This window comes from Alteromonas macleodii ATCC 27126, from assembly GCF_000172635.2.
Lineage (GTDB): Bacteria > Pseudomonadota > Gammaproteobacteria > Enterobacterales > Alteromonadaceae > Alteromonas > Alteromonas macleodii.
Genome location: NC_018632.1, coordinates 1,320,311 through 1,344,604 on the forward strand (window position 1 = coordinate 1,320,311; position 24,294 = coordinate 1,344,604).

General features: G+C 44.1%; 18 protein-coding genes and 1 pseudogene. 6 read left to right on the plus strand and 13 right to left on the minus strand.

The window, feature by feature from the left end:
• Positions 1-222: 222 nt before the first annotated feature.
• From MASE_RS05635 to MASE_RS05645, 3 genes are all read left to right on the plus strand, one after another.
• Positions 223-1,605: an MATE family efflux transporter gene (locus MASE_RS05635; RefSeq protein ID WP_041693415.1), complete on the plus strand. Its 1,383-nt coding sequence runs from the start codon at positions 223-225 to the stop codon at positions 1,603-1,605.
• A gap of 96 nt (positions 1,606-1,701) precedes the next feature.
• Positions 1,702-3,717, plus strand: a complete 2,016-nt coding sequence (gene uvrB, locus MASE_RS05640) for an excinuclease ABC subunit UvrB (protein ID WP_014948785.1) — start codon at positions 1,702-1,704, stop codon at positions 3,715-3,717.
• A 273-nt stretch (positions 3,718-3,990) separates the two neighbouring features.
• A complete protein-coding gene (locus MASE_RS05645; protein WP_014948786.1) occupies positions 3,991-4,917 on the plus strand; it encodes a LysR family transcriptional regulator in 927 nt (308 codons plus the stop codon).
• Between the two features lie 96 nt (positions 4,918-5,013).
• Here MASE_RS05645 and queC read toward each other — a convergent pair whose 3' ends face one another.
• A complete protein-coding gene (queC, locus tag MASE_RS05650; protein WP_014948787.1) occupies positions 5,014-5,670 on the minus strand; it encodes a 7-cyano-7-deazaguanine synthase QueC in 657 nt (218 codons plus the stop codon).
• A gap of 95 nt (positions 5,671-5,765) precedes the next feature.
• On the opposite strand from queC, the gene queE reads away from it, so the two are divergent.
• Positions 5,766-6,440, plus strand: coding sequence for a 7-carboxy-7-deazaguanine synthase QueE (gene queE, locus MASE_RS05655; protein WP_014948788.1), 675 nt, complete (start codon positions 5,766-5,768; stop codon positions 6,438-6,440).
• A 76-nt stretch (positions 6,441-6,516) separates the two neighbouring features.
• Positions 6,517-7,413 (plus strand): type 2 periplasmic-binding domain-containing protein, encoded by an 897-nt coding sequence (locus MASE_RS05660; protein WP_014948789.1) that lies wholly within the window; start codon positions 6,517-6,519, stop codon positions 7,411-7,413.
• Positions 7,414-7,482: 69 nt separating this feature from the next.
• On the opposite strand, the gene asnB is transcribed toward MASE_RS05660, so the two are convergent.
• Entirely contained in the window at positions 7,483-9,153 is a 1,671-nt protein-coding gene (asnB, locus tag MASE_RS05665) for an asparagine synthase B (RefSeq protein ID WP_014948790.1), read from the minus strand.
• Between the two features lie 392 nt (positions 9,154-9,545).
• Positions 9,546-11,213, minus strand: coding sequence for a M28 family metallopeptidase (locus MASE_RS05670; protein ID WP_014948791.1), 1,668 nt, complete (start codon positions 11,211-11,213; stop codon positions 9,546-9,548).
• A gap of 70 nt (positions 11,214-11,283) precedes the next feature.
• Between MASE_RS05670 and MASE_RS05675 the strand changes: the two genes are divergently transcribed.
• The gene (locus MASE_RS05675; protein ID WP_014948792.1) at positions 11,284-12,153 is read left to right on the plus strand and encodes a DUF3025 domain-containing protein; all 870 of its coding nucleotides are present in this window, start codon (positions 11,284-11,286) and stop codon (positions 12,151-12,153) included.
• Positions 12,154-12,465: 312 nt separating this feature from the next.
• Here MASE_RS05675 and MASE_RS05680 read toward each other — a convergent pair whose 3' ends face one another.
• From MASE_RS05680 to MASE_RS05725, 10 genes and pseudogenes are all read right to left on the minus strand, one after another.
• Positions 12,466-13,170, minus strand: a complete 705-nt coding sequence (locus MASE_RS05680) for a YIP1 family protein (RefSeq protein ID WP_014948793.1) — start codon at positions 13,168-13,170, stop codon at positions 12,466-12,468.
• 277 nt (positions 13,171-13,447) lie between these two features.
• Positions 13,448-15,172 (minus strand): SLC13 family permease, encoded by a 1,725-nt coding sequence (locus tag MASE_RS05685; protein WP_014948794.1) that lies wholly within the window; start codon positions 15,170-15,172, stop codon positions 13,448-13,450.
• A gap of 16 nt (positions 15,173-15,188) precedes the next feature.
• Entirely contained in the window at positions 15,189-16,604 is a 1,416-nt protein-coding gene (gene cysN / locus MASE_RS05690) for a sulfate adenylyltransferase subunit CysN (protein ID WP_014948795.1), read from the minus strand.
• A gap of 1 nt (position 16,605) precedes the next feature.
• Positions 16,606-17,396: pseudogene (cysQ, locus tag MASE_RS05695) on the minus strand (3'(2'),5'-bisphosphate nucleotidase CysQ).
• On the minus strand, positions 17,396-17,992 hold the full coding sequence (cysC, locus tag MASE_RS05700; RefSeq protein WP_014948796.1) for an adenylyl-sulfate kinase: 597 nt from the start codon (positions 17,990-17,992) through the stop codon (positions 17,396-17,398). The pseudogene cysQ and the gene cysC overlap by 1 nt, the downstream one beginning before the upstream one ends.
• Positions 17,992-18,906, minus strand: coding sequence for a sulfate adenylyltransferase subunit CysD (gene cysD, locus MASE_RS05705; RefSeq protein WP_014948797.1), 915 nt, complete (start codon positions 18,904-18,906; stop codon positions 17,992-17,994). Before cysD ends, cysC begins: the two co-directional genes overlap by 1 nt.
• 265 nt (positions 18,907-19,171) lie before the next feature.
• A complete protein-coding gene (putP, locus tag MASE_RS05710; RefSeq protein WP_014948798.1) occupies positions 19,172-20,677 on the minus strand; it encodes a sodium/proline symporter PutP in 1,506 nt (501 codons plus the stop codon).
• A 115-nt stretch (positions 20,678-20,792) separates the two neighbouring features.
• A complete protein-coding gene (locus tag MASE_RS05715) occupies positions 20,793-22,541 on the minus strand; it encodes a GGDEF domain-containing protein (protein WP_232362816.1) in 1,749 nt (582 codons plus the stop codon).
• A gap of 429 nt (positions 22,542-22,970) precedes the next feature.
• Entirely contained in the window at positions 22,971-23,675 is a 705-nt protein-coding gene (locus MASE_RS05720; protein ID WP_014948800.1) for a DUF3379 family protein, read from the minus strand.
• Entirely contained in the window at positions 23,668-24,225 is a 558-nt protein-coding gene (locus MASE_RS05725) for a sigma-70 family RNA polymerase sigma factor (protein WP_014976004.1), read from the minus strand. The genes MASE_RS05720 and MASE_RS05725 overlap by 8 nt, the downstream gene beginning before the upstream one ends.
• Positions 24,226-24,294 lie beyond the last annotated feature (69 nt).

Sequence of the window (24,294 nt, forward strand, 5' to 3'; positions counted from 1 at the left end):
TGAACACATACGCACGTGTTTTGATTTATTTTTACAAAAAACTCGTAGTTTTGTGGCGTAGCCAGCGAAATGGGTCATCGCACGTACTTTTGTCAAAAACATCGCTTTTCATACAACCCTCTTATGCTTTGTTTTGTTTGTCGAATACGCATAGCTAAATAGTGTTCACTCTTTTACACTAACGCGCAATTGATGAGGGGATTTTAGTTTGCCGGAGCTCAAGTGATAAAAAGTAACGCTAAACAACGTACTTCCGACTTATTGGAAGGAGATATAGGTACTACGTTAAAGCGTATGACTATTCCCATGATACTGGGAATGGTAATGATGATGAGCTTTGGACTTATCGATACCTTTTTTGTGAGCTTGTTGGGCACCGACCCTTTAGCCGCTATTAGTTTTACCTTTCCCGTTACTTTTACCGTAATAAGCCTAAACATAGGTTTAGGTATTGGTACCTCTGCAATTATAGGCAAGTTACAGGGCAGTAAAGAAATAACCAAGTCTCAACATTATGCGACGGGTTCATTAATGCTGTCCGTTTTGCTTGTGGGTGCACTAGCTGCAATTGGCTTTTTCACCATAGAGCCTGTGTTTAAGTTGCTTAATGCAACAGACAATCTAATGCCGTACATATCTGACTATATGGGGCTATGGTACTTGTCGAGCATCTTTCTTGCCATGCCGATGGTTGGCAATAGTGTGCTGCGAGCGTGTGGCGATACCCGCACACCCAGTATTGTTATGGCAGCAGGCGGCGGATTAAACGCGTTGCTTGATCCTATTTTCATTTTCGGCCTTGGGCCCATTCCGGCAATGGGAATAAAAGGTGCGGCACTCGCTACCTTTATAGCGTGGATAGTTGGTGCATTATGGATTCTTTATATTTTAGCCGTTCGTCGAAAGTTGATGTTGCCTCGACTGCTGACACTTGCCGAGCTGCGTGATAGCAGCCGTGAAATTCTCAAAATAGGACTACCTGCGGCGGGTGCAAATATGCTTACCCCTGTTGCCGGTGGCGTGATGACAGCTGTAGTTGCTGGTTACGGTGCTGAAGCGGTTGCAGCGTGGGGAGTGGGAAATAGAATGGAGTCTATTGCAAGTATTGTTGTGCTAGCACTTTCCATGACACTGCCTCCATTTATCAGTCAAAACGTTGGAGCAGGCCAAGTAGAACGGGTAAAAACGGCATATTCGCTTACATTGAAATTTGTTCTGGTTTGGCAGTTCGCCATTTTTCTTGTCATGTGGGGACTATCTAGCTGGGTAGCCGTCGCCTTTGCTAATGAAGCAGAGGTAAGCGTACTAATACAGCTGTTTCTTATGATTGTACCGCTGGGTTATGGCATGCAAGGCATTATCATTCTGACTAACTCATCGTTGAATGCCATGCATCGTCCAATGACGGCATTAACGTTAAGTGTCATCCGCTTATTTGTTTTCTTCGTACCTATCAGCGTTGCGGGTAGTTTTCTATTTGAACTGAAAGGGTTATTTGCAGGAACGGTCATTGCCAATATTGCAATGGCGTGTGTTTCATTTGTTGTTTTCAAACGTGCGATTACTCAGTTTGAATTAGATAAAGAAACGTCTGAGCACAGCTAATACCAGAGCGGCTATTTAAGGCTGTGCGTTTTTAATGTTGAGTAGTTTGACCGCAGGCAAGATGTTAAGCAGTAAGCTAAAGAAAAGGTTAAGTAAATGAGTAGAGGGTTTGAGCTTCATTCTAAATACAAGCCAGCAGGCGACCAGCCAAAAGCAATAGAAGCTTTGGTGGATGGCCTAGAAAGTGGCTTGGCCGGCCAAACACTGCTTGGTGTTACGGGGTCGGGTAAAACCTTTACCATGGCTAATGTCATCAAAGAAGTGCAGAGACCAACGCTTATTCTTGCACACAACAAAACATTAGCGGCTCAGCTTTACGGTGAGATGAAAGAATTCTTCCCCAATAACGCCGTAGAGTACTTCGTTTCATATTATGATTATTATCAGCCAGAAGCCTACGTTCCAAGTACAGATACCTTTATTGAGAAAGACGCGTCAATTAATGATCATATTGAACAAATGCGACTGTCAGCCACTAAAGCGTTGATGGAGCGCAGAGACGTGGTCATTGTAGCGAGTGTGTCGGCTATTTATGGTTTGGGGGACCCTGAATCCTACATGAAGATGCTATTGCACCTTCGCCAGGGCGACACCATGGACCAACGTGACATTTTACGTCGCCTTGCAGAACTGCAGTACAAGCGTAACGATTTAGCGTTTGAAAGGGGTACGTTTCGTGTGCGTGGCGATGTTATAGATATTTTCCCTGCGGACTCTGAAAAGCAAGCCGTAAGGGTCGAGCTTTTTGACGATGAGATAGATAAAATTAGTCTGTTCGACCCGCTAACCGGGGCTGTCGATAAGTCAGTTATTCGAGCAACGGTTTTTCCTAAAACGCACTATGTAACCCCTCGAGAGAAAATCCTCAATGCTATTGAGCATATCAAGGAAGAACTTGGCGATCGCAAAAAGCAACTTCAAGAGGCGAATAAGCTGATTGAAGAGCAGCGTATTTCACAGCGCACCCAGTTCGATATCGAAATGATGATGGAGCTTGGCTATTGTTCTGGGATCGAGAATTACTCTCGCTATCTTTCAGGAAGAGCACCGGGCGAACCACCTCCAACCTTATTGGACTATTTTCCAGCAGATGGCCTAATGTTTATCGATGAGTCTCACGTAACTGTCTCTCAAGTAGGGGCAATGTATCGCGGGGATCGCTCTAGAAAAGAGACCTTGGTGGAGTTTGGTTTCAGGCTGCCGTCGGCGTTGGACAATCGTCCGCTTAAGTTTGAAGAGTTTGAACAGATTTGCCCCCAAACCATCTATGTTTCTGCGACGCCAGGCGATTATGAATTAAAGAAAACTGACGGTGAGATAGTAGAGCAGGTTGTGCGTCCAACGGGTCTGCTAGACCCTGTTATTGAAGTACGTCCTGTAGCCACTCAGGTTGATGATGTCCTGTCTGAAATTCAAAAGCGGGTAGAGCTTGACGAACGTGTGCTTATTACTACCCTAACCAAGCGTATGGCAGAAGATTTAAGCGAGTATTTAAATGAGCACGGCGTTAAAGTTCGTTATCTGCATTCGGATATCGATACCGTAGAGCGAATTGAAATAATCCGAGACTTGCGACTGGGTAAATTCGACGTGTTGGTAGGTATTAACCTTTTACGTGAAGGTCTAGATATGCCGGAAGTGTCGCTGGTGGCGATTTTAGATGCCGATAAAGAAGGCTTTTTGCGAGCCGAGCGTTCATTAATTCAGACTATTGGTAGAGCCGCGCGTCACGTGAATGGTAAAGCTATTTTGTACGCTGACAGTATTACCAAGTCGATGAAAAAAGCGATGGACGAGACTGAACGCCGTCGTGAGAAGCAAATGGCGCATAATGAGGCAAATGGTATAACGCCGATGCGACTTAACAAGCCTATTACCGATATTATGGACTTAGGCGACAGCGCGCACCCTGCGTCTGGAAAAGTCAGACTGCGCAAAGTTGAAGAGAAGAAGAAGCAACAGAAAACAGCAAGTGCTACTGAATTGATGGACCAAATCACGGAGCTTGAAAAGCAGATGTTTGAATATGCGCGCGAGCTTGAGTTTGAAAAAGCAGCATCATTGCGTGACGATATTGAAGCACTTCGAAAGCAAGTTGTTACACTCTCTTAAAAATGGCTATGTGCCCCGCTAGCAGAGGCTGTATGTGGGGTCTTTCCGTATAAAACCGGATAACTCACTACAGCACCTTTCCTTTTGATGTAAGAAAATCCCCCTTTTTTCCTGTGGACAATACGACTTGACGTCAGTTTTTGGGTAGCACAAAACTCAAATTTTTAATAAAAAATGAGATGAAAAGCCGCAAAATGTCGTTGTAATAGCACAATTAGTTGAATATAGTTCTAAGTTGAGTATCGATAACTATACCTATAAACAGGTGCTAATATGCTTAATCGTCTTCAGGAGTCAGATATAAAGCTACTGCGTGTGTTTTACGCTGTAGCGAGCTGCAACGGATTTACTGCGGCAGAACCCGTGTTGCGTATGCAACGACCCAACATCAGTGCAGCCATCAAAAAACTGGAAGAACGTTTAGATTTGGTGTTATGTCATCGCGGTCGTGGTGGCTTTCAAATGACAAAAGAGGGTGAGGTGGTTTTCCAAGAAACCAAACGCATCTTTAATGCCTTCGACAATTTTGTCTTCAATCTGAAATCGCTTCATGATGACTACTCAGGCCATATCACTTTGGTCTTAATGGCTGGCCTTCCACTTTCTATGCACTTGGCCGTAAGTAAAGCGGTTAAAAGTACTATGAAGAAGTTTGACGATATTCACGTTAATATCCAAACTCGTTTATACAATGAAGTTGAGCATGTCGCTTTATCTGGTGAGTGCCACCTCGTTGTTTCAACCTATGACATGGTCAAACCGGAATCAGTAACTTTTCATCCTGTCGGCATCAAAACCGAAGGGCGATTGTACTGTGCGCCTACACACCCTCTGGCAAAATATCGCGATACTGATTTACCAGAAGGCGTGAAAATTGGTGATTATCCTGCCATTGGTATTTCTGGATTGTCGTCGGCAAACTACATTGAAGATGAAACCAGATTATCGATTCAAACTTTCTCAGATTCATTTGATGCAGCGATGTCTGCGATTATGACCGGCGAGTATGTTGGTTTGCTGCCAGACTATATGGCGAAAGAGCAGGGCGCCGCACTTGGGCTTGTACCTATTGCAAAAGGGAGCTTATTTAAATTTAGTCACGAACTGTTTGTGATGAATGGAAAAAATACGCGATTAAACCCTGTATTACGCCACTGTATTAAAGAATTGAGCTACTTCATTTCAGAGAGTCAAAAGTAGTAGCAACAAGCACCTGTGATCACACCTCTTATTGTTTATAAACGCTTGGAATAAAGCGCTTATAAACAATAAGAGGTGTTTTTATTTCAGATTACGCTATTCGTATTCTAGAGGATCGACGGCGCTATTTTCCTTGAACGCCTCTAAGCGCTCTTCGCACGCACCGCATTTTCCGCATGCTTTTTCTCTGCCGTTGTAACAGGTCCACGTTTGGCCGTAATCCAGTCCCATTGACAGACCATCGGTCAAGATAGCGGTTTTGCTGTCGTCGATATAAGGCGTCATAATCGTAACCGGTGTATAATTCGCAATGCCGCACACATCATTCATTTTATGAACAAACTCAGGGCGGCAGTCTGGGTAAATGGCATGATCGCCAGAGTGAGCGCCATAGTATACTTCGTTAGCGTCTAAACTGACCGCGTAGCCAACGGCCAGCGATAACAAAATCATGTTGCGATTGGGCACCACGGTTTGTTTCATGCTTGGCTCTTCATAGTGGCCTTCTGGAACTTCGATATCTGAGGTTAACGCTGAACCTCCTATGAGCGTATTTATGGCGCTAATATCTACAATTTTGTGGGGAACGTTAAGCGAATTACACACGTTGGCAGCATAATCGAGTTCTTTCTTGTGGCGTTGTCCGTAGTTAAAGCTCAGTGCATGAACTTTTTTGCCTGCTTTTAGCGCCTTATGCAGCACTGTGAAGGAGTCCATGCCTCCTGAATAGATAACAACAACGTTTTCTGACATAGTTTTTCGAAGATTTAAGAAATTATGCCCGAATTTTATGTGATCCTTGGTAAAATCCCAACATACAATCGTTAAAGGGTGTCAAATTGTCTGTAATGTCCACATTAAACATCAATGAGATGTTTGAAACTATCCAGGGTGAAGGTGCTCACACTGGTATTCCCTCTATCTTTGTTCGTTTACAAGGCTGTCCTGTGGGCTGTCCATGGTGTGATACAAAACATACGTGGGAAATTAAGCCTGACTTGAGTGTGTCGCCACAAGCTGTGATCACAAAAGGCGAAGAGTCTGAAACCTATTTCATCTCCAGTGAGGAGGCTTTGCTGGCTGAGTTTGGGAAACAAGGCTATGTGGCAAAGCATGTGGTTATTACCGGCGGTGAGCCATGTATGTACGACCTACGTCCTCTGACGAGCCTACTTCACGACAACGGATACACAACACAAATAGAGACCAGCGGTACTTTTGAGGTACTTTGTGACACGCGTACGTATGTGACGGTTTCTCCTAAAATAAACATGAAAGGCGGATATGACGTCTTAGTAAGTGCGCTTGAAAGAGCGAATGAAATCAAGCACCCCATCGCAATGCAAAAGCATATTGACGAGCTTGATGCGCTGCTTGCTAATGTATCGTCATTAGACGGAAAACAGGTTTGTTTACAACCAATTAGCCAGCAAAAGAGAGCCACAGAACTTGCAGTGCGTACTTGTATTGAACGTAACTGGCGGCTATCTTTACAAACACATAAATACATTGGTATTGAATAAGTGTTTGAAATGCGCCGCCTTTGTGGCAAACACGTCTTGCGCTTAAGTATTCAAATTAACAAAGGACATAAAGAAGATGCATAGCTTTAATCTGCTAAAAAAAGCCGTGATAGCGGCCGTCGCTTTATGTTCTTTTACTGCTGCATCAATGGTTGAGGCCGCTACTTGGACAATCACTTATCCGCGTCCGATTGACGACTCAGATGCCCGTGCTCAATATCCGATAGCACTGCTTAAACTTGCGCTCGATAAAACCGGCGTAAATTATGAGCTACGCCCTTCTGATCGTATATTGCTGACGGGCAAAGCGATGCGTCAGCTGCGTGAAAACAGAGAAGTTAACGTAGTATGGAGTATGACGGACAGCCAGCGCGAGAAGGAACTGACCCCGATTCGTATTCCAATCGCAAAAGGGCTTATAGGTCTTCGTGTTTTCGTTATTAACGAAAATAAAAAGACGAAGTTCGACGATGTATTATCGCTGACCGACATGCGTAAACTTATACCCATTCAGGGTGAAGAATGGCCGGACACCAAAATTCTTCAAGCCAACGGGTTTAACGTGTTTACTGTGCCTGAGTTTCGCGAAGCGTATGACATGATTAAACAAGGTAAAGGAGACTTCTTTCCTCGTTCTGTTATGGAAGTGGACGCAGAGTTGGAGGTGGAAGGTCGTCGTAACAACCTTTACCTTGAGCCTTCAATGGCGCTGTATTACCCCACCGCTATGTATTACTTTGTAAGTTCAAGTAACAAGACGTTAGCGAATCTCATTGAAACAGGCCTTAACAGAGCCATTGAAGATGGCTCTTTTGATGCGTTATTTGAATCTACGTACGCCCCAATCTTAGCGTCTTTAGGGGTTAATGAGCGTAAAATTTTCACTCTCGAAAACCCGTTATTACCCATTGAGACCCCTCTTACTAATTCTGCTTTATGGTATAAACCAAAAACAGAAGATTCAAAAGAATAAATAGACAATAAAAAACGCGGCTTAGGCCGCGTTTTTTTTTAATGTTAGCTCTGCTTGTACGATTGTCTATTAAGACTCGCCAGCGTGGACGCCTTTCATCGAACGGCCAGAAGGATCTGCGTTGTTTTTAAAGCTCTCATCCCACTCAAGTGCTTCTGCTGTACTACACGCAATAGATTTACCGCCTGGCACACAGCGCGCTGCACTTTCTTGAGGAAAGTAGCTCTCGAAAATAGTGCGGTAGTAGTAGCCTTCTTTGGTGTCTGGTGTGTTAACTGGGAAGCGGAATTCCGCTGTTGCAAGTTGCTGATCAGTCACTTCGTTTTCAACGAAATCGCGAATTGAATCAATCCACGAATAACCTACACCATCACCAAACTGCTCTTTTTGACGCCACAGTACTTCTGCTGGAAGGGTTTCGCCGTTATCAAACGCTTTACGAAGGATCCACTTCTCCATTTTTCCATCTAGACACATTTTGTCTTGTGGGTTTAAACGCATAGCTACGTCAATGAAGTTCTTATCTAAGAATGGTACACGAGCTTCTACACCCCATGCCGATGTGGCTTTGTTAGCACGCGCACAGTCAAACATATGTAGACGATCAAGTTTACGTACCGTTTCTTCGTGGAATTCTTTGGCGTTTGGCGCTTTATGGAAATACAGGTAACCACCAAAAATTTCATCAGAACCTTCACCCGATAGCACCATTTTAATGCCCATCGCTTTAATCTTGCGTGTCATTAAGTACATTGGAGTAGCGGCGCGGATCGTTGTTGTATCGTAGGTTTCCAAGTGATAGATAACATCACGGATGGCATCTAAACCTTCTTGAATGGTAAAGTGAATTTCATGGTGTACGGTGCCAATCATGTCGGCCACTTTCTTCGCTGCCTTAAGGTCAGGTGCTCCTTCAAGACCTACAGCAAAACTGTGCAGGCGAGGCCACCATGCATCTGTCTTGTCTTCGTCTTCAACGCGCTTTGCAACGTACTGCGCAGCGACAGCTGAAACCAGTGAAGAGTCCAAACCGCCCGATAGAAGTACAGCGTATGGAACGTCAGACATCATGTGTGACTTCACAGCTTTCTCGAATGCTACACGTAGCTCTTCTAGGTTGCTGGTGTTGTCTTTTACGTTGTCGTATTCCATCCAGTCGCGTTTGTAGTACTTGGTAATTTTACCTTCTTTGCTCCACAGGTAGTGGCCAGGAGGGAACTCACTGATTGTCTTACATACGCCTGCTAACGCTTTCATTTCAGATGAAACATAGAAGTTACCGTGTTCATCGTAACCGGTATAAAGCGGAATAATACCAATATGGTCGCGGGCAATAAGGTAAGCGTCTTGTTCTTCATCGTATAGAATGAACGCAAACATACCCTCTAGTTCATCGATAAAGTCGATGCCTTTTTGCTGAAAAAGCGGAAGAATAACTTCGCAATCAGAACGGGTTTTAAATGGGTACGGCTCATCTAGATTAGCAGCAAGTTGCTTGTGGTTGTAAATCTCGCCGTTAACGGCAAGAATCTGTTTATCGTTTTGGCTGATAAGAGGCTGCGCCCCTGTATCAACGTCGACAATCGCCAATCTTTCGTGACAAAGAATGGTATTGTCATTATTCCAGATACCCGACCAGTCAGGGCCACGGTGGCGCAAAAGTTTTGATAAATCGAGGGCTTGGGTTCTGAGTTCAGACACATCGGTTTTGATATCAAGGATACCGAAAATACCACACATATAACGGATTCTCTCTGTTCACTTGTTGAAAAAAATAATAGAAGTTTTTTCTGTCGGTACTCGCGTACGAGTGGGCGATGGTTTGTTGTTATTCTTATTCGCGTGCCCCTGAATGTGCCAGTCTGACAGGAAATTGCAAGTACATTATGATGAGAAAATGGAAATTCTTATTCCATTTATCCCAAAATAGCCGTTTATTAACATTTTTATCCTAATTCCATGCAAAGGTAAGCATTATGAATGCGGTAAGCAGTGCTTAAAATAGAGGGAAGTGAGTTCAAATGTAGAGGGTAGTAAATTAATGCGGGTCAATAAAAAAGGGTTTCACGAAGAAACCCTTTATTAACGATAAAGAAGACGCGGCCTTCTTTGCGTTTTTACGTCAAGGTGATTTAGTTTTGGCGCTGGAACTCGCTTGCTTCATTCCACTTCGGCCAAGCCTCTGCATTTGCAACACCTACACCCACATCAAACAGCATTTGCGTGTCTTGTACGATACCGCTTAAATCCCAATCGTCACGATACTGATCGCACACTTGGTGATAGCAGCCAGTAACAATAACATTCATACGTTTTCTGTATTTGGCTGTCTCTTCATCTGCTGGTTCATTTCCGCCTTCAGCGTACAGTGCTGGAACACCTTGCTTGGCAAAGCTGAAGTGATCTGAGCGGTAGTAGTACCCAGCTTCTGGTCTGTCTTCCTGAGTCAGTGTACGACCTTGCTTAGCCGCAGCGGCTTCAAGATAGTCTTCCATTTCTGACTTACCCATGCCTACAACGGCAACGTTTTTGGTTTTACCTAATACGTTCATTGCGTCCATGTTGATATTAGCAACCGTATTTTCAATCGGAATAACAGGATTGCTTGCATAATATTTACTGCCTAACAGCCCTTGCTCTTCAGCAGTTACTACTAAAAATGATACCGAGCGTTTTGGTGCAGGCGTCAACTCTGAGTATGCTTTGGCCATGGCTAGAATAGCCGCAGTGCCCGTGGCATTATCATGAGCGCCATTATAGATTTGGTCGCCTTCTTTGCTCTCATCTTTACCCAAATGATCCCAATGTGCCGTGTAGATAATATGCTCATCAGGAAACTCTGCGCCCGGCAGAGTCGCGATAACGTTGTTGCTCTCTGACTTTTTGAAGGTGTTGTTAACCGTAACCGATGCTTTGATACCCATTGCTTTGTTGTAAGGACCTTGCATGGCGTTTGCTTTCTCTTGGTCAAAGTCCAGCCCTGCATCAGCAAACACTTTTTTCGCCGCATCTAACGTTAACCAACCTTCAACAGCCACACGACTTGCTCCTTTGTCGGCACTTACTAGGCCGTACTGCGGACCGCTCCAGCTGTTAGCAACAACTGACCAGCCGTAAGAGGCAGGGGCTGTTTCGTGAACAATAATGGCGCCAGCAGCGCCCTGACGGCTCGCTTCTTCATATTTGTAGCTCCAACGACCGTAGTAGGTCATCGTTGTGCCTTGAAACTTACCACTTTCTGGATTTTCAAATCCCGGGTCATTAATTAGCATGACCACGGTTTTGCCTTCAACATCTAACCCTTCGTAGTCGTTCCAGTCGTACTCTGGTGCATTCACACCATAGCCAACGAAGACTAATTCTGAATCTTCGAGCGACACTGAGCTCTGTTCTCGCTTAGAAGAGGCAACCATTTGCTCTTTATACGCGAAGTTATTGTCGCCAATAGTCATGGTCATATCTGGGTCAGCAGTAATTTCCATAAGGGCTACTTTTTGTAAAAAGCTATCCCCGTTACCCGGTTTAAGCCCCGCTTTGGTAAATTCACTAACCAAGTATTCAATGGTTTTCTTTTCACCTTCAGTCGTCGGTAAACGGCCCTCAAACTCATCTGAAGACAGTACCTTTAATGGCTCACGAATATCGGCGTCTGTAATATTGTTGTAAACACTGTCAAAGTTAGACGCCACAGGCATCTCTTTTTTCGCAGACTGATCTTGTGACGCGCTGTCGTTGTTAGGTGTGCAAGCACTTACGCCCAGAAGGGTAGGTACAAGCAATGGCAAAAACATTTTTTTCATTGTTAGTCTCTGTTTGCTCTACAATACTTGCTCAGTATAGAGAAAACCCCAGAGCGAACCAATAGTTGATATGCAATCAGACTCAATCCCTTTCTGTAAAGACTACTTAAAAAAACACGCAAGTTATCCTGTAACCATTCTTTTAGATGAACTCGGTTTAATGAGTCATAGTAAGTTTCCATCTCCTGATGTGCTAAATGAACTTACATCTAGATATCACAAGCAATGGACGGGGCCTGTATTTCAAGGACAGAGTCAGTTTTCAGAAGATGAACAGCGTTACTATGAAACGATTATTAGTGAAGATGGGGTTGTCCCTACCAGAGAGCAAAGCTGGCACGATTTGTTTAATGCACTGATCTGGCTGCAATTTCCCAAAACAAAATCCTTATTAAATGAACTGCATATAAGCGATATCGAGGCGTACGGCGTAAACCCTCGCACCGCACGTCGCAATCGGATTACCCACTTTGATGAGTGTGGCGTGGTGCTGGCGATAGAAGAGCCCAAACCAAGTGGCGTTGAATCGCTAGAAGTTTTCCTACAGCAACTGGCCACCCATGAATGGGAACAGGTATTTCTAGCAAATCGAGGGCGTTGGCATGCTGAAGTAACGCCCTATGTATTTGGGCATGCGAATTTAGAAATGATGCTGAACCCGTTTATTGGGCTTACTGGAAAGTGGCTCGCGGTTTCAGTGCCTCAAGGATTTAGTGAGCTCGATAAATGGCAACAACGCGCCGTACTCGACGATGCAATGTCAGCCCGAATTTCAGCACTCGATGCTTTTCAGATCACACCGCTCTTAAAGCCCCTTCCTTTGTTAGGCGTGCCTTTATGGCATTCACCGCAGGATGCGAAGTTTTATCAAAATAAAGATTATTTCAGGCCGTTACGACAAGGGTCTAAGCCAACGAAACAGCTGCCGCTGTGGGTGTAATACCAATCCGCATAGATCATTGCCCACTCAGAAATTACGAACATTTTAACTCTCGCTGAGTGGGTAACGATCTATGCGGATTGGTATAAAGATACTTCGTGTGACGACAAAATCTGCAATGATGCTATTCATGGGTAGTGAAAGAGATGAAAGGGGGCGTCTTTTTAAAGTAAGGCTAAGGTGAGGCTGCGCGGCCAGTTTATAGAAACGCTGTACTAAAACACTGTAATCACAAACGTTATATTCATAACTACTGTATTAATAGCACAGCGGATTTTTCGTATAGTGGGCGCGTTACATTCGCAAGGTTAATTAGAACAAGGCGAGGGCAATCAACCAAATGCCGTAGATAACAATATAAGGTGCACTTGCAATTAATGCCGCTTTTTTAAGAGAAAAGGCGGTCCATTGAGTAATGCCTACGGTGGCTAAATAAATGCCCCAGAATAGCTCTACCCTTAACGCCTGGCCGAAAGCGTACCAAGGCGAGTCCATCGGGATATTCGCAATATACCCAAGGGACGCTGGCGATAAAATTGATGGCGCTACTTGATGGTCGCCTGCGAACAACAGTAAAGCAACACCCACTAAACCAGTAAGCACATAAGGCATTGAAAGCCACCAAGCGAAACCATACCAGTCGGTAAAGCCATACACATGGCTGTCGTCAGAACGGGTCATTAAATTCACGTACACGGCGTAAATGGCGTTTACGATAATAGGAATAAAAAAGGCACCTATAACCGATGACCAAAGCAAAGCATCCCTGGTGAAGAATGCCTTCATTTGCTCTTCTTCTGCCGGACTCATATCCCCTTGCGCGGCAATATTCATCTGAGCGAACCATTCAATGTCAACGAAGTTTACATACAAGTACTGGGAAACAAGCGAAATAGCCATGATCAAAATAAATGGCATCCAGCTCCAATTGTTGTTTTCACCTACTGCTTTAAATACGCCATTAGGCTTGAAGAAAATATCGTTACACGCTTGAAAGGGGTTCGTTACATTGTGCATCCCTTGCTCCTATTTCGTTTTTCTTATTACTCTGGCTCTGGGTAAAGCCATGAGTCATTGTTAGCTTACCAACAGGCAGGCAATAAATTGAGTTATAGATTACTGTTGGCTACAGGTGTTGTACAGCACAACATCTTGATATTTGTAAGAGAAAATGAATGTATTGAAAGGTTATAAATAAAAAAAGGGAAGCGTTCGCTTCCCTTTACGTAATACTGCTGATTGCTGCTCTATCTTTGGTGATTTTCTATGTCCTCTCAAAACGCGCCGCAAGACCTTACAAATAAGTAATATTAAGCAGTGTCAAAACTATGGTGCTATACAACAGCGAAATAGGCAGTCCAATTTTTATAAAATGCGAAAACTTATAATTCGCCGCATTATAAACAAGCAAGTTGGTTTGATAGCCGAATGGTGAAATAAAACTGGCACTTGCTGCAAATGCTACCGCTAATGCAAATGGCATTAGCGGTGCGCCAATGATTTGCACTAACCCGTAGGCAAACGGGAACATTAACGCTGCAGCAGCGTTGTTGGTAACGAACTCTGTTAAAACCAGTGTTAGCAAGTAGATGACTAACAATGCTATGAACCAGTCAGTACCCGACAACACCGGCATAAGTGCCTCGGTGGTTATATTAATAACCCCTGAATTTTCTAATGCGGTTGCCAGGCTTAGCGCGCCTACAATCACTACAATCAAATTCAACGGTAAATTTCGTTTCATTTCGCCGTTTGACGTTACCCTTACGCCAATTAGCACAGCGGCTAAAAACAGCAGACCAATAGCCAGTGAAATGACATTAGTTGCAGCCAATAACACCGTGGAAAGGAAGCCGCCAAGGGTAATCCACTCTTGCTTGTTGGTTAGTGGGCGGGCGATTTTTTGCTCTGACAAAATAAAAAAGTTTTTATTTAAATTTTGACGAGTCGCAAAGTCTGGGCCTGTTGCTAAAAGTAAGAAGTCACCTGCTTGAAGCTTTATTTCTCCTAACTTGCCTGACAGCTGCTCTCCATCGCGGCGAATGGCTACAACAGCCGCATCAAATAGGGCTCTAAAGCCAAGTTTTTTAATGGTTTGCCCAATAACTTGAGCGCGATTGGCAACAACTACCTCGGTTAAGCTCTCACGCAATACCCCATCGGTCTCAGCAAACATGCTTAGCCCCTTTATGTGGCTAAGGTTATCAAGCTTTTGAACGTTGCCAGAGAAGATCAGTTTGTCGTTTTCCAGAATGACCAGGTCAGGCCCAACAGGAGATATCAGGTTGCCATTGCGCACCACTTCTACCAAAAAGAGTTCTGGTAAGTTACGTAAATGGTTTTGTTCTACGGTTTTGCCTATGAGCTCTGAACCAGATTCCACTTCGGCTTCAACCATATACTCGTGATAGTTATTACTCTTATTGCCAATATGAGGTAGCAAAGGCAGTAACAAAAACATGAGAAGACCACAGCTTAAACCCGCTACGGTGCCATAAAGTGTGAAGTCAAAAAAGTTAAAGCCTGGATGCCCGTGCTCTTGCAAAAAGCTGTCTACGATTAGGTTGGTAGACGTACCGATTAAGGTGACCGTACCGCCTAAGATAGCTGCGTATGAGAGCGGGATCAGTAATCGAGAGGCAGGATGATATTGGTTTTGCTTAATTGGACCAATAAGGCTTGCCACAATAGCAGTATTGTTCAAAAGCGCAGACGATAAAAAGGTCAGTGAAAACAAGCGCCAATAGGATTGAGTAAAGTTAGCACTTACTAGTTTCCTACCTAGGCGTTTTATTAGCGCTGTTTTATCAATTGCACTGCTTACCAAAAGCAACAAAACAAGGGTAATAAGACCCTTGTTTGTTAAATTTAGCAAGATGTCATCAAGAGATAACTGCTGGGTAACCAGTAAAGCTAACACTGCACCAGAAAACACAGTGGAAGGGCGCTGATTGGTAAAGATCAGCGCGCATATCGTACCGGCAAATACTGCCAGTACGATGAACTGGGTCACATCCATATTGCTCCAGTCCTGCTTAAAGTTTACTGATATCCACAGAGTTCCAATGCGGGAAGTGCTTGCGTACTAGTGCATTGAATTCAAGCTCGAACTCAGAGAAGTTTGGCGATGTATGCTGTGCGTCACCCGCAATTTCGTCAATGATCATACCAGCACCAACAGTGCCGTTGGTCAAGCGATCGATAACGATGAATGAACCGGTAGGGCGGTTGCGTTTATACGGGTCGCATGCAACAGGTTGAGTAAACTTAACGTCTACTACACCAATCTCGTTAAGATTTAAGTGCATGGCATCCGTTTCTTCCAACGTGTTCACATCAATTTGATTATCGATATGAGCAACTACCCCTGGCGTTGATTTAGTCGCGAACTTAAACAAGTATTGCTTGTTTGGCATTAGCGGCTCTTCAGACATCCACACAAGGTGAGTTTTAAATTGCGTGTTAAGCAGTGGCAAGTTGTCTGATTTTACAATCATATCGCCACGAGAGATGTCAATTTCATCTTCTAGCGTTAACGTTACTGCTTGAGGTACATAAGCGCGCTCTTGGTCGCCTTCAAACGTAACGACTTGCTTCACCTTTGATTTCTTACCAGAAGGAAGTGCCGTTACTTCATCACCAGGTGCAACTTGGCCAGATACCACGGTACCCGCAAAGCCGCGGAAATCTAAGTTAGGGCGGTTAACGTATTGTACAGGGAAGCGAAAATCTTCTAAGTTATCGTCTTCACCAATTTCAATGTTTTCCAACATTTCCATAAGTGGCGTGCCGTCAAACCATGGTGTCTTTTCGCTCTTGCCTACTACGTTGTCGCCTTCAAGTGCTGAAATAGGTACGAACTGAATGTCAGGAATATCAAGCTGCTCAGCAAACTTCAGGTAGTCTTCCTGAATTTGCTTGTACACTTCTTCTGAATAGTCCATCAAGTCCATTTTGTTGATAGCAACAATAACGTGTTTTATACCTAGAAGAGAAACCAGGAACGAATGACGTTTCGTTTGTACCTTAACGCCGCCGCGAGCATCAACAAGAATAATAGCAAGGTCGCACGTTGACGCACCGGTTACCATGTTACGGGTGTACTGCTCGTGCCCCGGAGTATCTGCGATAATAAACTTACGCTTGTCAGTAGAGAAGTAGCGGTATGCTACGTCGATAGTAATCCCTTGCTCACGCTCAGACTGAAGACCGTCTACAAGAAGGGCAAGGTCAACTTTCTCGCCGGTAGTGCCCACTTTTTTACTGTCTTTAGTGATAGCTGCAAGTTGGTCTTCATAAATCATTTTAGAATCGTGAAGCAAGCGACCAATTAAGGTACTTTTACCGTCGTCTACGCTACCGCAGGTAAGGAAACGTAGCATGTCTTTCTTTTCGTGTTGTTCTAGGTAAGACAGAATGTCCTGTCTCAATAATTCGTTTTCATTGTTCATGTTATGCGCTCACAAGGAAAAAGGGGTTTAACACAGACTCTTTTTGGTTGTACGTAAGAGCGTCAGCGTTGTCATCTAATGGGTTTTCAGGGTCTAGTACGCTTACGTTTGCGCCTGCCGCTAATGCGACGGCGTGCGCTGCTCCCGTATCCCATTCAGATGTTGGGCCTAATCGAGGGTAAAGATGTGCTTCGCCCTCAGCCACCAAGCAAAGCTTCAGTGAGCTACCCATCGCCACAAGCTCGGTTTCACCTTTAAGCTGTGCCAATAAATTCTGAATTTCTGGGCTTTGGTGAGAACGACTACCTACCACTTTCCACACTTCGGCACCATCGTGCTTACGCGCAGAAATAGCGGTAAATTCGCCATTTACTTCAGTCCACGCACCTTCACCAACAATACCTACATAGCTTTTGTTTAGTGCTGGCGCGTAAACCACACCCATGGTCGGTTTACCGTTTTCGATAAGTGCAATATTTACCGTAAACTCACCGTTTTCTTAATAAACTCTTTAGTGCCGTCTAGCGGGTCTACCAGCCAGTATGACGACCACGTTTTGCGCTCTTCCCATGAAATATCTGCTGACTCTTCAGAAAGAATCGGCAGGTCAGATTCAGCTTCAAGGGCGTTTACGATTACGTTATGTGCGGCAAGGTCAGCTTCTGTTAGCGGGCTGGTATCCTGCTTTTCATAAATGGCGAAGTCTTTCTCGTAAATGGCCATTATCTTATCGCCAGCTTCTTTGGCGATAGCTAGCACTTTTTGTGCAAGACTATTTAAAGGCTGTGTCATTACACCAATCCCTTTTCTTGAAGCAAAGCATACAATCGCTCAGCGGTTTGCTCTGCTGGTTCATCCTGATAGGTTAAGTGTACTTCTGGCGCTTCAGGTGCTTCATAGGCTGAATCAATACCTGTGAAGTCCTTAATTTCACCGCTACGCGCTTTCTTGTATAGCCCTTTCGGGTCGCGTTTTTCACACACTTCAAGAGGTGTATCGATAAACACTTCTACAAACTCTCCGTCTTCCATTAAGCTGCGGCAATAATCGCGGTCGGCTTTGAAAGGCGAGATAAAAGCGGTAAGCACAATGGTACCGGCATCGACAAAAAGTTTAGCGACTTCGCTAATGCGGCGAATGTTTTCAACGCGATCTTTATCGCTGAAACCTAAATCGCCACACAGACCGTGGCGCACGTTGTCGCCGTCAAGCAGATAGGTGTGCTTGTTCTGCTCGTGAAGCTTTTTCTCAAGCAGGTTGGCTAATGTCGATTTACCAGAGCCGCTTAAACCCGTTAGCCAGAATACACGAGGCGTTTGACCAAGCTTTTCAGAGCGGGTGGTCTTGTTTACTTCGTGTTTATGCCAAACAACGTTGTCGGTGGCCATTAGAAGTACCCTTCCATTTTCTTCTTCTCCATAGAGCCTGCGCTGTCATGGTCGATAACTCGGCCCTGACGTTCAGACGTCTTGGTAAGCAGCATTTCTTGGATAACTTCAGGTAGGGTAGCTGCTTCTGATTCTACCGCACCGGTAAGTGGGTAACAGCCAAGAGTACGGAAACGCACAGAGCGCATCTCTGGTACTTCACCTTCTTCTAGTGGCATACGGTCGTCGTCAACCATAATAAGAACGCCGTCGCGCTCAACGACAGGGCGAGGCTTAGAAAGGTAAAGTTGCGGAATATCGATGTTTTCTAGGTAGATGTATTGCCAGATATCTAGCTCAGTCCAGTTAGACATTGGGAATACACGAATGCTTTCGCCTTTATTAACCTGAGAGTTATAAATATTCCAAAGCTCTGGACGCTGGTTTTTTGGGTCCCAGCGGTGGTTGCTGTCGCGGAATGAGTAAACACGTTCTTTTGCACGTGATTTTTCCTCGTCGCGTCGAGCGCCACCAAATGCAGCATCGAACTTATATTTGTTCAGTGCTTGCTTAAGTGCTTGGGTTTTCATGATGTCAGTATGTTTTGCTGAACCGTGGCTAAATGGGCCAACACCAGCTTCAACACCTTCTTCATTGATGTGAACAAGCAAATCAAAACCGTGCTTCTTAGCTTGTTCGTCACGGAACTTAATCATTTCACCAAACTTCCACGTGGTATCTACGTGTAATAGTGGGAAAGGAATTTTGCCGGGCGCGAACGCTTTACGGGCAAGATGAAGCAGTACAGAAGAGTCTTTTCCTACAGAGTAAAGCATAACTGGGTTTTCAAACTCAGCAGCAACCTCACGGAAAATCTGGATACTCTCGGCTTCGAGTTGTTTCAAATGCGTTACAGACGGGATACTAGCAGTCATTTTGAAGTCCGAATTTTATGTTATATACAAAAAAGTTATATATGGGTTATTTTTCTGCATAGAACGATAACATATTTAATTTCAAAAGTAGTATGCGATTTTGCTATTTAAAATAGCTATCTTATTCCAATAAATAAAACTGTCATGCAATTGAAGCATAAGCCACTTTTTTCAAGGCCTATAAAAAGAAAAAAGCCCTGTTTAGTAACATAAACAGGGCTTGTTATTCACTTTCGTTGCGAATGACTTATTTCGTATCGTTCGCTTACCTTTCAGTCAATTTGGTCTGGAAAGCGTCGAACGTATCAACCACACCTTCTCTTGGCGAGCCAGATTTACTTAAAATCATGATGGTTAAGCTAGATAAAATAAACCCAGGGACAATTTCGTACATCCAGTCACCAAGCTTTTGGCCGCCGATTTCAATAGGAAGATAAATCCACAGTAACACCGTCACTGCACCAACGATCATACCACCTAATGCAGCACGGCGAGTCATTTCACGCTTAAACAGGCTAAATAGTACAAGCGGTTCGAAGGCTGCACCAAAGCCAGCCCAAGCATTACTTACAAGCGTTAAAATGGTGCTGTCTCTATCATAAGCTAGATAGATTGCTACGAGCGCGACAACTACTACGCTGACTCGACCAGCAATAACGAGCTCGCCATCTGACGCATCACGTCTTAGGAAGGCTTGATAAAAGTCACTGGTTAGTGAACTTGAGGTTACCAACAGCTGAGAAGAAATAGTACTCATGATCGCCGCTAAAATCGCAGCGAGCAGGAAGCCACCGATGAGCGGGTGGAATAGAATTTGAGATAAGTAGATGAAGACGGTTTCTGGATCGATTTCGTTTCCGTTACCTGTTACATAGGCAAGGCCGAAAAGCCCCGTCATTAACGCACCAATAATCGACACAATCATCCAACTCATACCGATATTGCGCGCAGTTGGTATATCTTTAACAGAACGTATCGCCATAAAACGCACAATGATATGAGGCTGACCAAAATAACCTAGGCCCCATGACATCAGTGAAACAATGCCTATTACGCTTAGTGCTTCATTGGTAGACGCATCCATAAATGCATCGAAAAGCGCCGGATTAATGGTATCTAAGGCGTCAATTGACGCGCCGATTCCACCCAACTCGCTAATAACAACGGCAGGTACCATAATGAGAGATACAAACATGATGCACCCCTGAACGAAGTCGGTCATGCTTACTGCCATGAAACCGCCTACGAGGGTATAAGCTACGACGACACCCGCGGTAACGTATAAGCCGGTCTCATAAGTTAATCCAAATGATGTCTCAAAGAGCTTTCCGCCAGCTACCACACCAGAAGAGGTGTAAAGCGTAAAGAAGACAACGATAACCACAGAGGCTATAACGCGCAATAAACGCGTGTTGTCAGCGAAGCGATTTTCAAAATAGTCGGGGAGGGTAATGGAGTTGTTGGCTACTTCAGTGTAAACGCGAAGGCGTGGAGCAACTAACATATAATTTGCCAGAGCACCGAGTGTCAAACCAACGGCAATCCAGCCAGCAGATAAGCCTGATACATACATTGCACCGGGTAAGCCCATGAGCATCCATCCGCTCATATCCGATGCACCTGCTGAAAGCGCGGTTACCGCGGGGCCTAGTTGGCGGCCGCCAAGCATATAGCCTTCTACGTTGGTGTCTGTCTGCCGATAAGCGAAAAGGCCTATCCCTAACATTACAACAAAATACAAACCCAACGAGATTATCGTGCCAGTAGCCATATAAATTCCCTATGTTTTTCTTTCATGCTAACACCTATGACATAGAGTCTCTATGTCAGTCAGCGACCTTGCATGTTTTCTATACGGTAATTCGTAAATAAAGTTTGGCGAAAGGTTAAATTGGAAAAGATGCAACGCGCGCTCGACCTTCTCTTTTGGCTCTGTAGAGAAGCTCATCGCACATCTTGATAATGGTGTCTAGGTTGGTTTCTCCGTTGACGTCTAACAGACCCGAAGAAAAACTCACGGAAAACATTTCTTTTGTATTGCTCCAGTGTTTCTGGCGAGAAAGCGCGAAATTCAGCTCGTCCAGAATTCGCTTAGCAGACTTTTGATCGGAGTCGGAAAAGTAAATCAAAAACTCTTCGCCGCCATATCGGCAGAGCTTGTCTGACTTACGAATTCGGTTTTTGATAATCTGCGTAAAGGTAGTCAACACTTCATCACCGACAACGTGGCCGTATTTGTCATTAATTTTTTTAAAGTTGTCGACATCAAGTAGAGCAATACAGGACGCTTTATTGCCTTTCAGTGCTTTTTTCAAACTGTTTAGCATAGCTCGTCGCGTGAGAGCACCGGTAAGTGAGTCACGCTCAGCTAGCAAGTCGCTCTGTCGTTTTGAAATCCATAGCCATAGTGCAAGAATGATGAGAATTGTGATAATCAATGCAAAAATGGTGGTTTTCATTGCTTCTTTGTCGGTAGAAAGGCCATCTTTTTCACTTCTGAGCACAGTGAGTTCTTTTTGTCGATATCGCGCTAACTCGATATCTTTCGCAATACCGTCGGTAAACGAAGAATTTGACAACTTGAATTGCTCAGTGTTTTTTTCAACAAGAAGCCTATTGTAGGTTTTCGAATGCTCATATGCTTTTTCGTAGTCACCCGAAGCATCGTAAAGCCTAGAAAGCTCCCGCTCTAACCTAAGCTTGATTTTTTCTTTAAAACCCGAATTTGGAATAGTAGCCAGAACGATATTGCGGTAACGCTGAAGGGAGTCTTGAAATTTAGCATCATCGTTCAATACCGCTGCGTAAAGTGCATCTGCGTAAGCTGAAAGCTCCTCAGTTCTTTGTTTTACCTCTGTGGTATCAAGCTGCCTGATTTGCGTCATGACTTCTTGCGCTAGCAGTTCATATCCTTCGCTTTTTTGAAACACTACTACACGAAGTCTTTGGACATACGTCAACAACTTTTCGTGCACTGACGTTACTGTGGACAAATGCTCTATTGCGTCGTTTGACATAGCCAATGCTTCTTCAAACTTATTTTGAATTAACAATGAATCGATGGCCGAGAAGTAGGCCCAAGTCTTTACCATGGTGTTGTTATCTTGCGTTTTACTTTCAATGATCTCTTTTGAGTGGAAAAATGCTCTGCTTGGAACGAAGAGTTCCAGGTAAGCACCTCTCAGCCAATCATGTGCAATTACGTTTGATAACGCATTTTCTAAGCTTTTGTCTGATGAGTATCGAGGAAGGTGCGGTAACGCATATTCGATTTCATTAATTGCTTGTATTGGGTTCGCAAGGGTGAGTTCCATCGCTAACCATATGCTAGCTATAGCAGTGGCTCGTCGACTCCCAGTTTCTAGCGCTTCTCGCTGTAAACGGCGCAGTTCAGGAACAGAAAAATTTACCCTATGGTCAGAGCCTTTAAAATCATTTACCGCTCTAGCATAAATGTAATATGCCTTCGCAGCAGCGAAAAGCTCAGGCTTAATTGTCTTAAGCTCTTGCCAATGCTTATCTAATAGAGGCTCTTTAACGAAAAGTGGGATTCTCGGCGAGTCAGCATCATTCGCAGTATAAGTGGCCAACAAGTGTCTAAATATCACGCCTTCACTTTGCGTGTCATTCTGCAAACCGGCGCTCGTTAACATAGCAATGATATTCTCATTGCTCACCTCGCTAGGTGTATTCCAATGATAAATTGCCGTTGCAGCTATATGACTATAATTATCAAGTTTTTTTAGTCTAAGTGCGTTGGGAATATCTATACTTTGAGCAAAGACAGTGAAACAAGCTATTGCAGGAATCAAAAGGCAAATCATTAGCCTTGTAAAACGAAACCAAGCGCTCATTGTGATGGAGACCTCTTTACTGCGGGTAAGTGAATGAAGTGATTAACTGAAATTAAAACGGACGTTTTAACCTTTAAGTCGGAGTATAAGTTTTATTGAACAGGGTTTCATCTTAATTTTGGGCAAAAAAATCGGCCCATAGGGGGCCGACGAAGGGAAGTGCTAAAGATACGCACTTTTTTGGAACGCTTTACAGTTACATAACGTGTGTTAAGCAGAGAATTGAATCCTTTCTGACACCGCCTTTTTCATATCGCTTAAATCAGCATCTTTATCGCCAACAATCATTACATTGGCGTGTTTCATTTTAATGCTCTCTCCGTGGTACTGACCATCGGCAAACTCGCTTGGAACGGAGACATCTCCACGTTCAGGTACTACGAATACCGACATCTTGCCTTGCGGCGTATTCACAATCAGATGAAGGCTTCTAACTGTGCTCAAATGGCAATAGTTTGCGACCTCTACACCGTCGAGCATTTCGCTAAAGCTGCCACCAAAGCTTGCTAGCTTTGCGTTAACCATGTTCAAATCAACAGGAAGCAACGAATGAGCGTGTTCCATTTCTGCGTACTGCATATGGGCAAGTGCTTGTCCGCCAATACTAAGCGGTTGGTGGTACCACATGGTAAGTCCGATACCTACAGTGAAAGCAACCGATGCAGCCATGGCTAAATACCAACGACTTCTTCGTTTATAACGGGTGAATTCGTCTGCAGACTGCTGCCATATTAGCTTGCTTGCGAGATCCTCTGGTACATCGACTTTCAATGCTTGCTTTAATTGCTTATCTAACTGCTTTTGTTCATTCCAGAAACTGCGTTTACTTTCATCCGCTTTTGCCGCTTCTACAACATCACTGTCAGTCGTTTCTGGATCGGCGTAGATACGACGCCTAAATTCTAACTCATCCATTTACACGACCTCTCTGTTCATTTTGCTTCTCTAATGCCTCTTTTAGCTGATTCCTCGCTCTGAAAAGGCGAGTCATTACCGTGTTTTTGTTAAGCCCTAACTGGTTGGCGATCTCTTCGCCACTAAAACCGAAAATCAACTGGAGTATTAAGGGTTCACGATACTCCACACTCAATCCACCTAATAGTCGCTGAAGCTCTCTATCTTTCAAGTCCCCATCAGCATGCTGTGTGTCATCTTGAATATGGCAATCATCAATATCTACTGTGTCGAACTGTTTGCGTTCAAACCGACGGGCGTTTTCGCGGCGAAGAATGGTAATTAACCATGACTTTGCTGCTTTTTCATCATTTAGGGCGTCTAATGAGCGCCAAGCACGTAAAAAGGTTTCCTGAACAACATCTTCAGCAATGCTCTGGTCTTTGATAAGCCAAAATGCATAGCGGTAGATGTCGGCGTGAAATGCCTTTACTAATGCTTCATATCTTTGGTGTTTTGCTTTCATACCCGATAAGACCTGAGCACTATCGGATTTATTTCGCCCAAACATAAAAAAATCCAAAAACTTAATTTTTTCTCACTATGGCATAAAAAACGCGCCATTTCGTTAGCCGAAAGG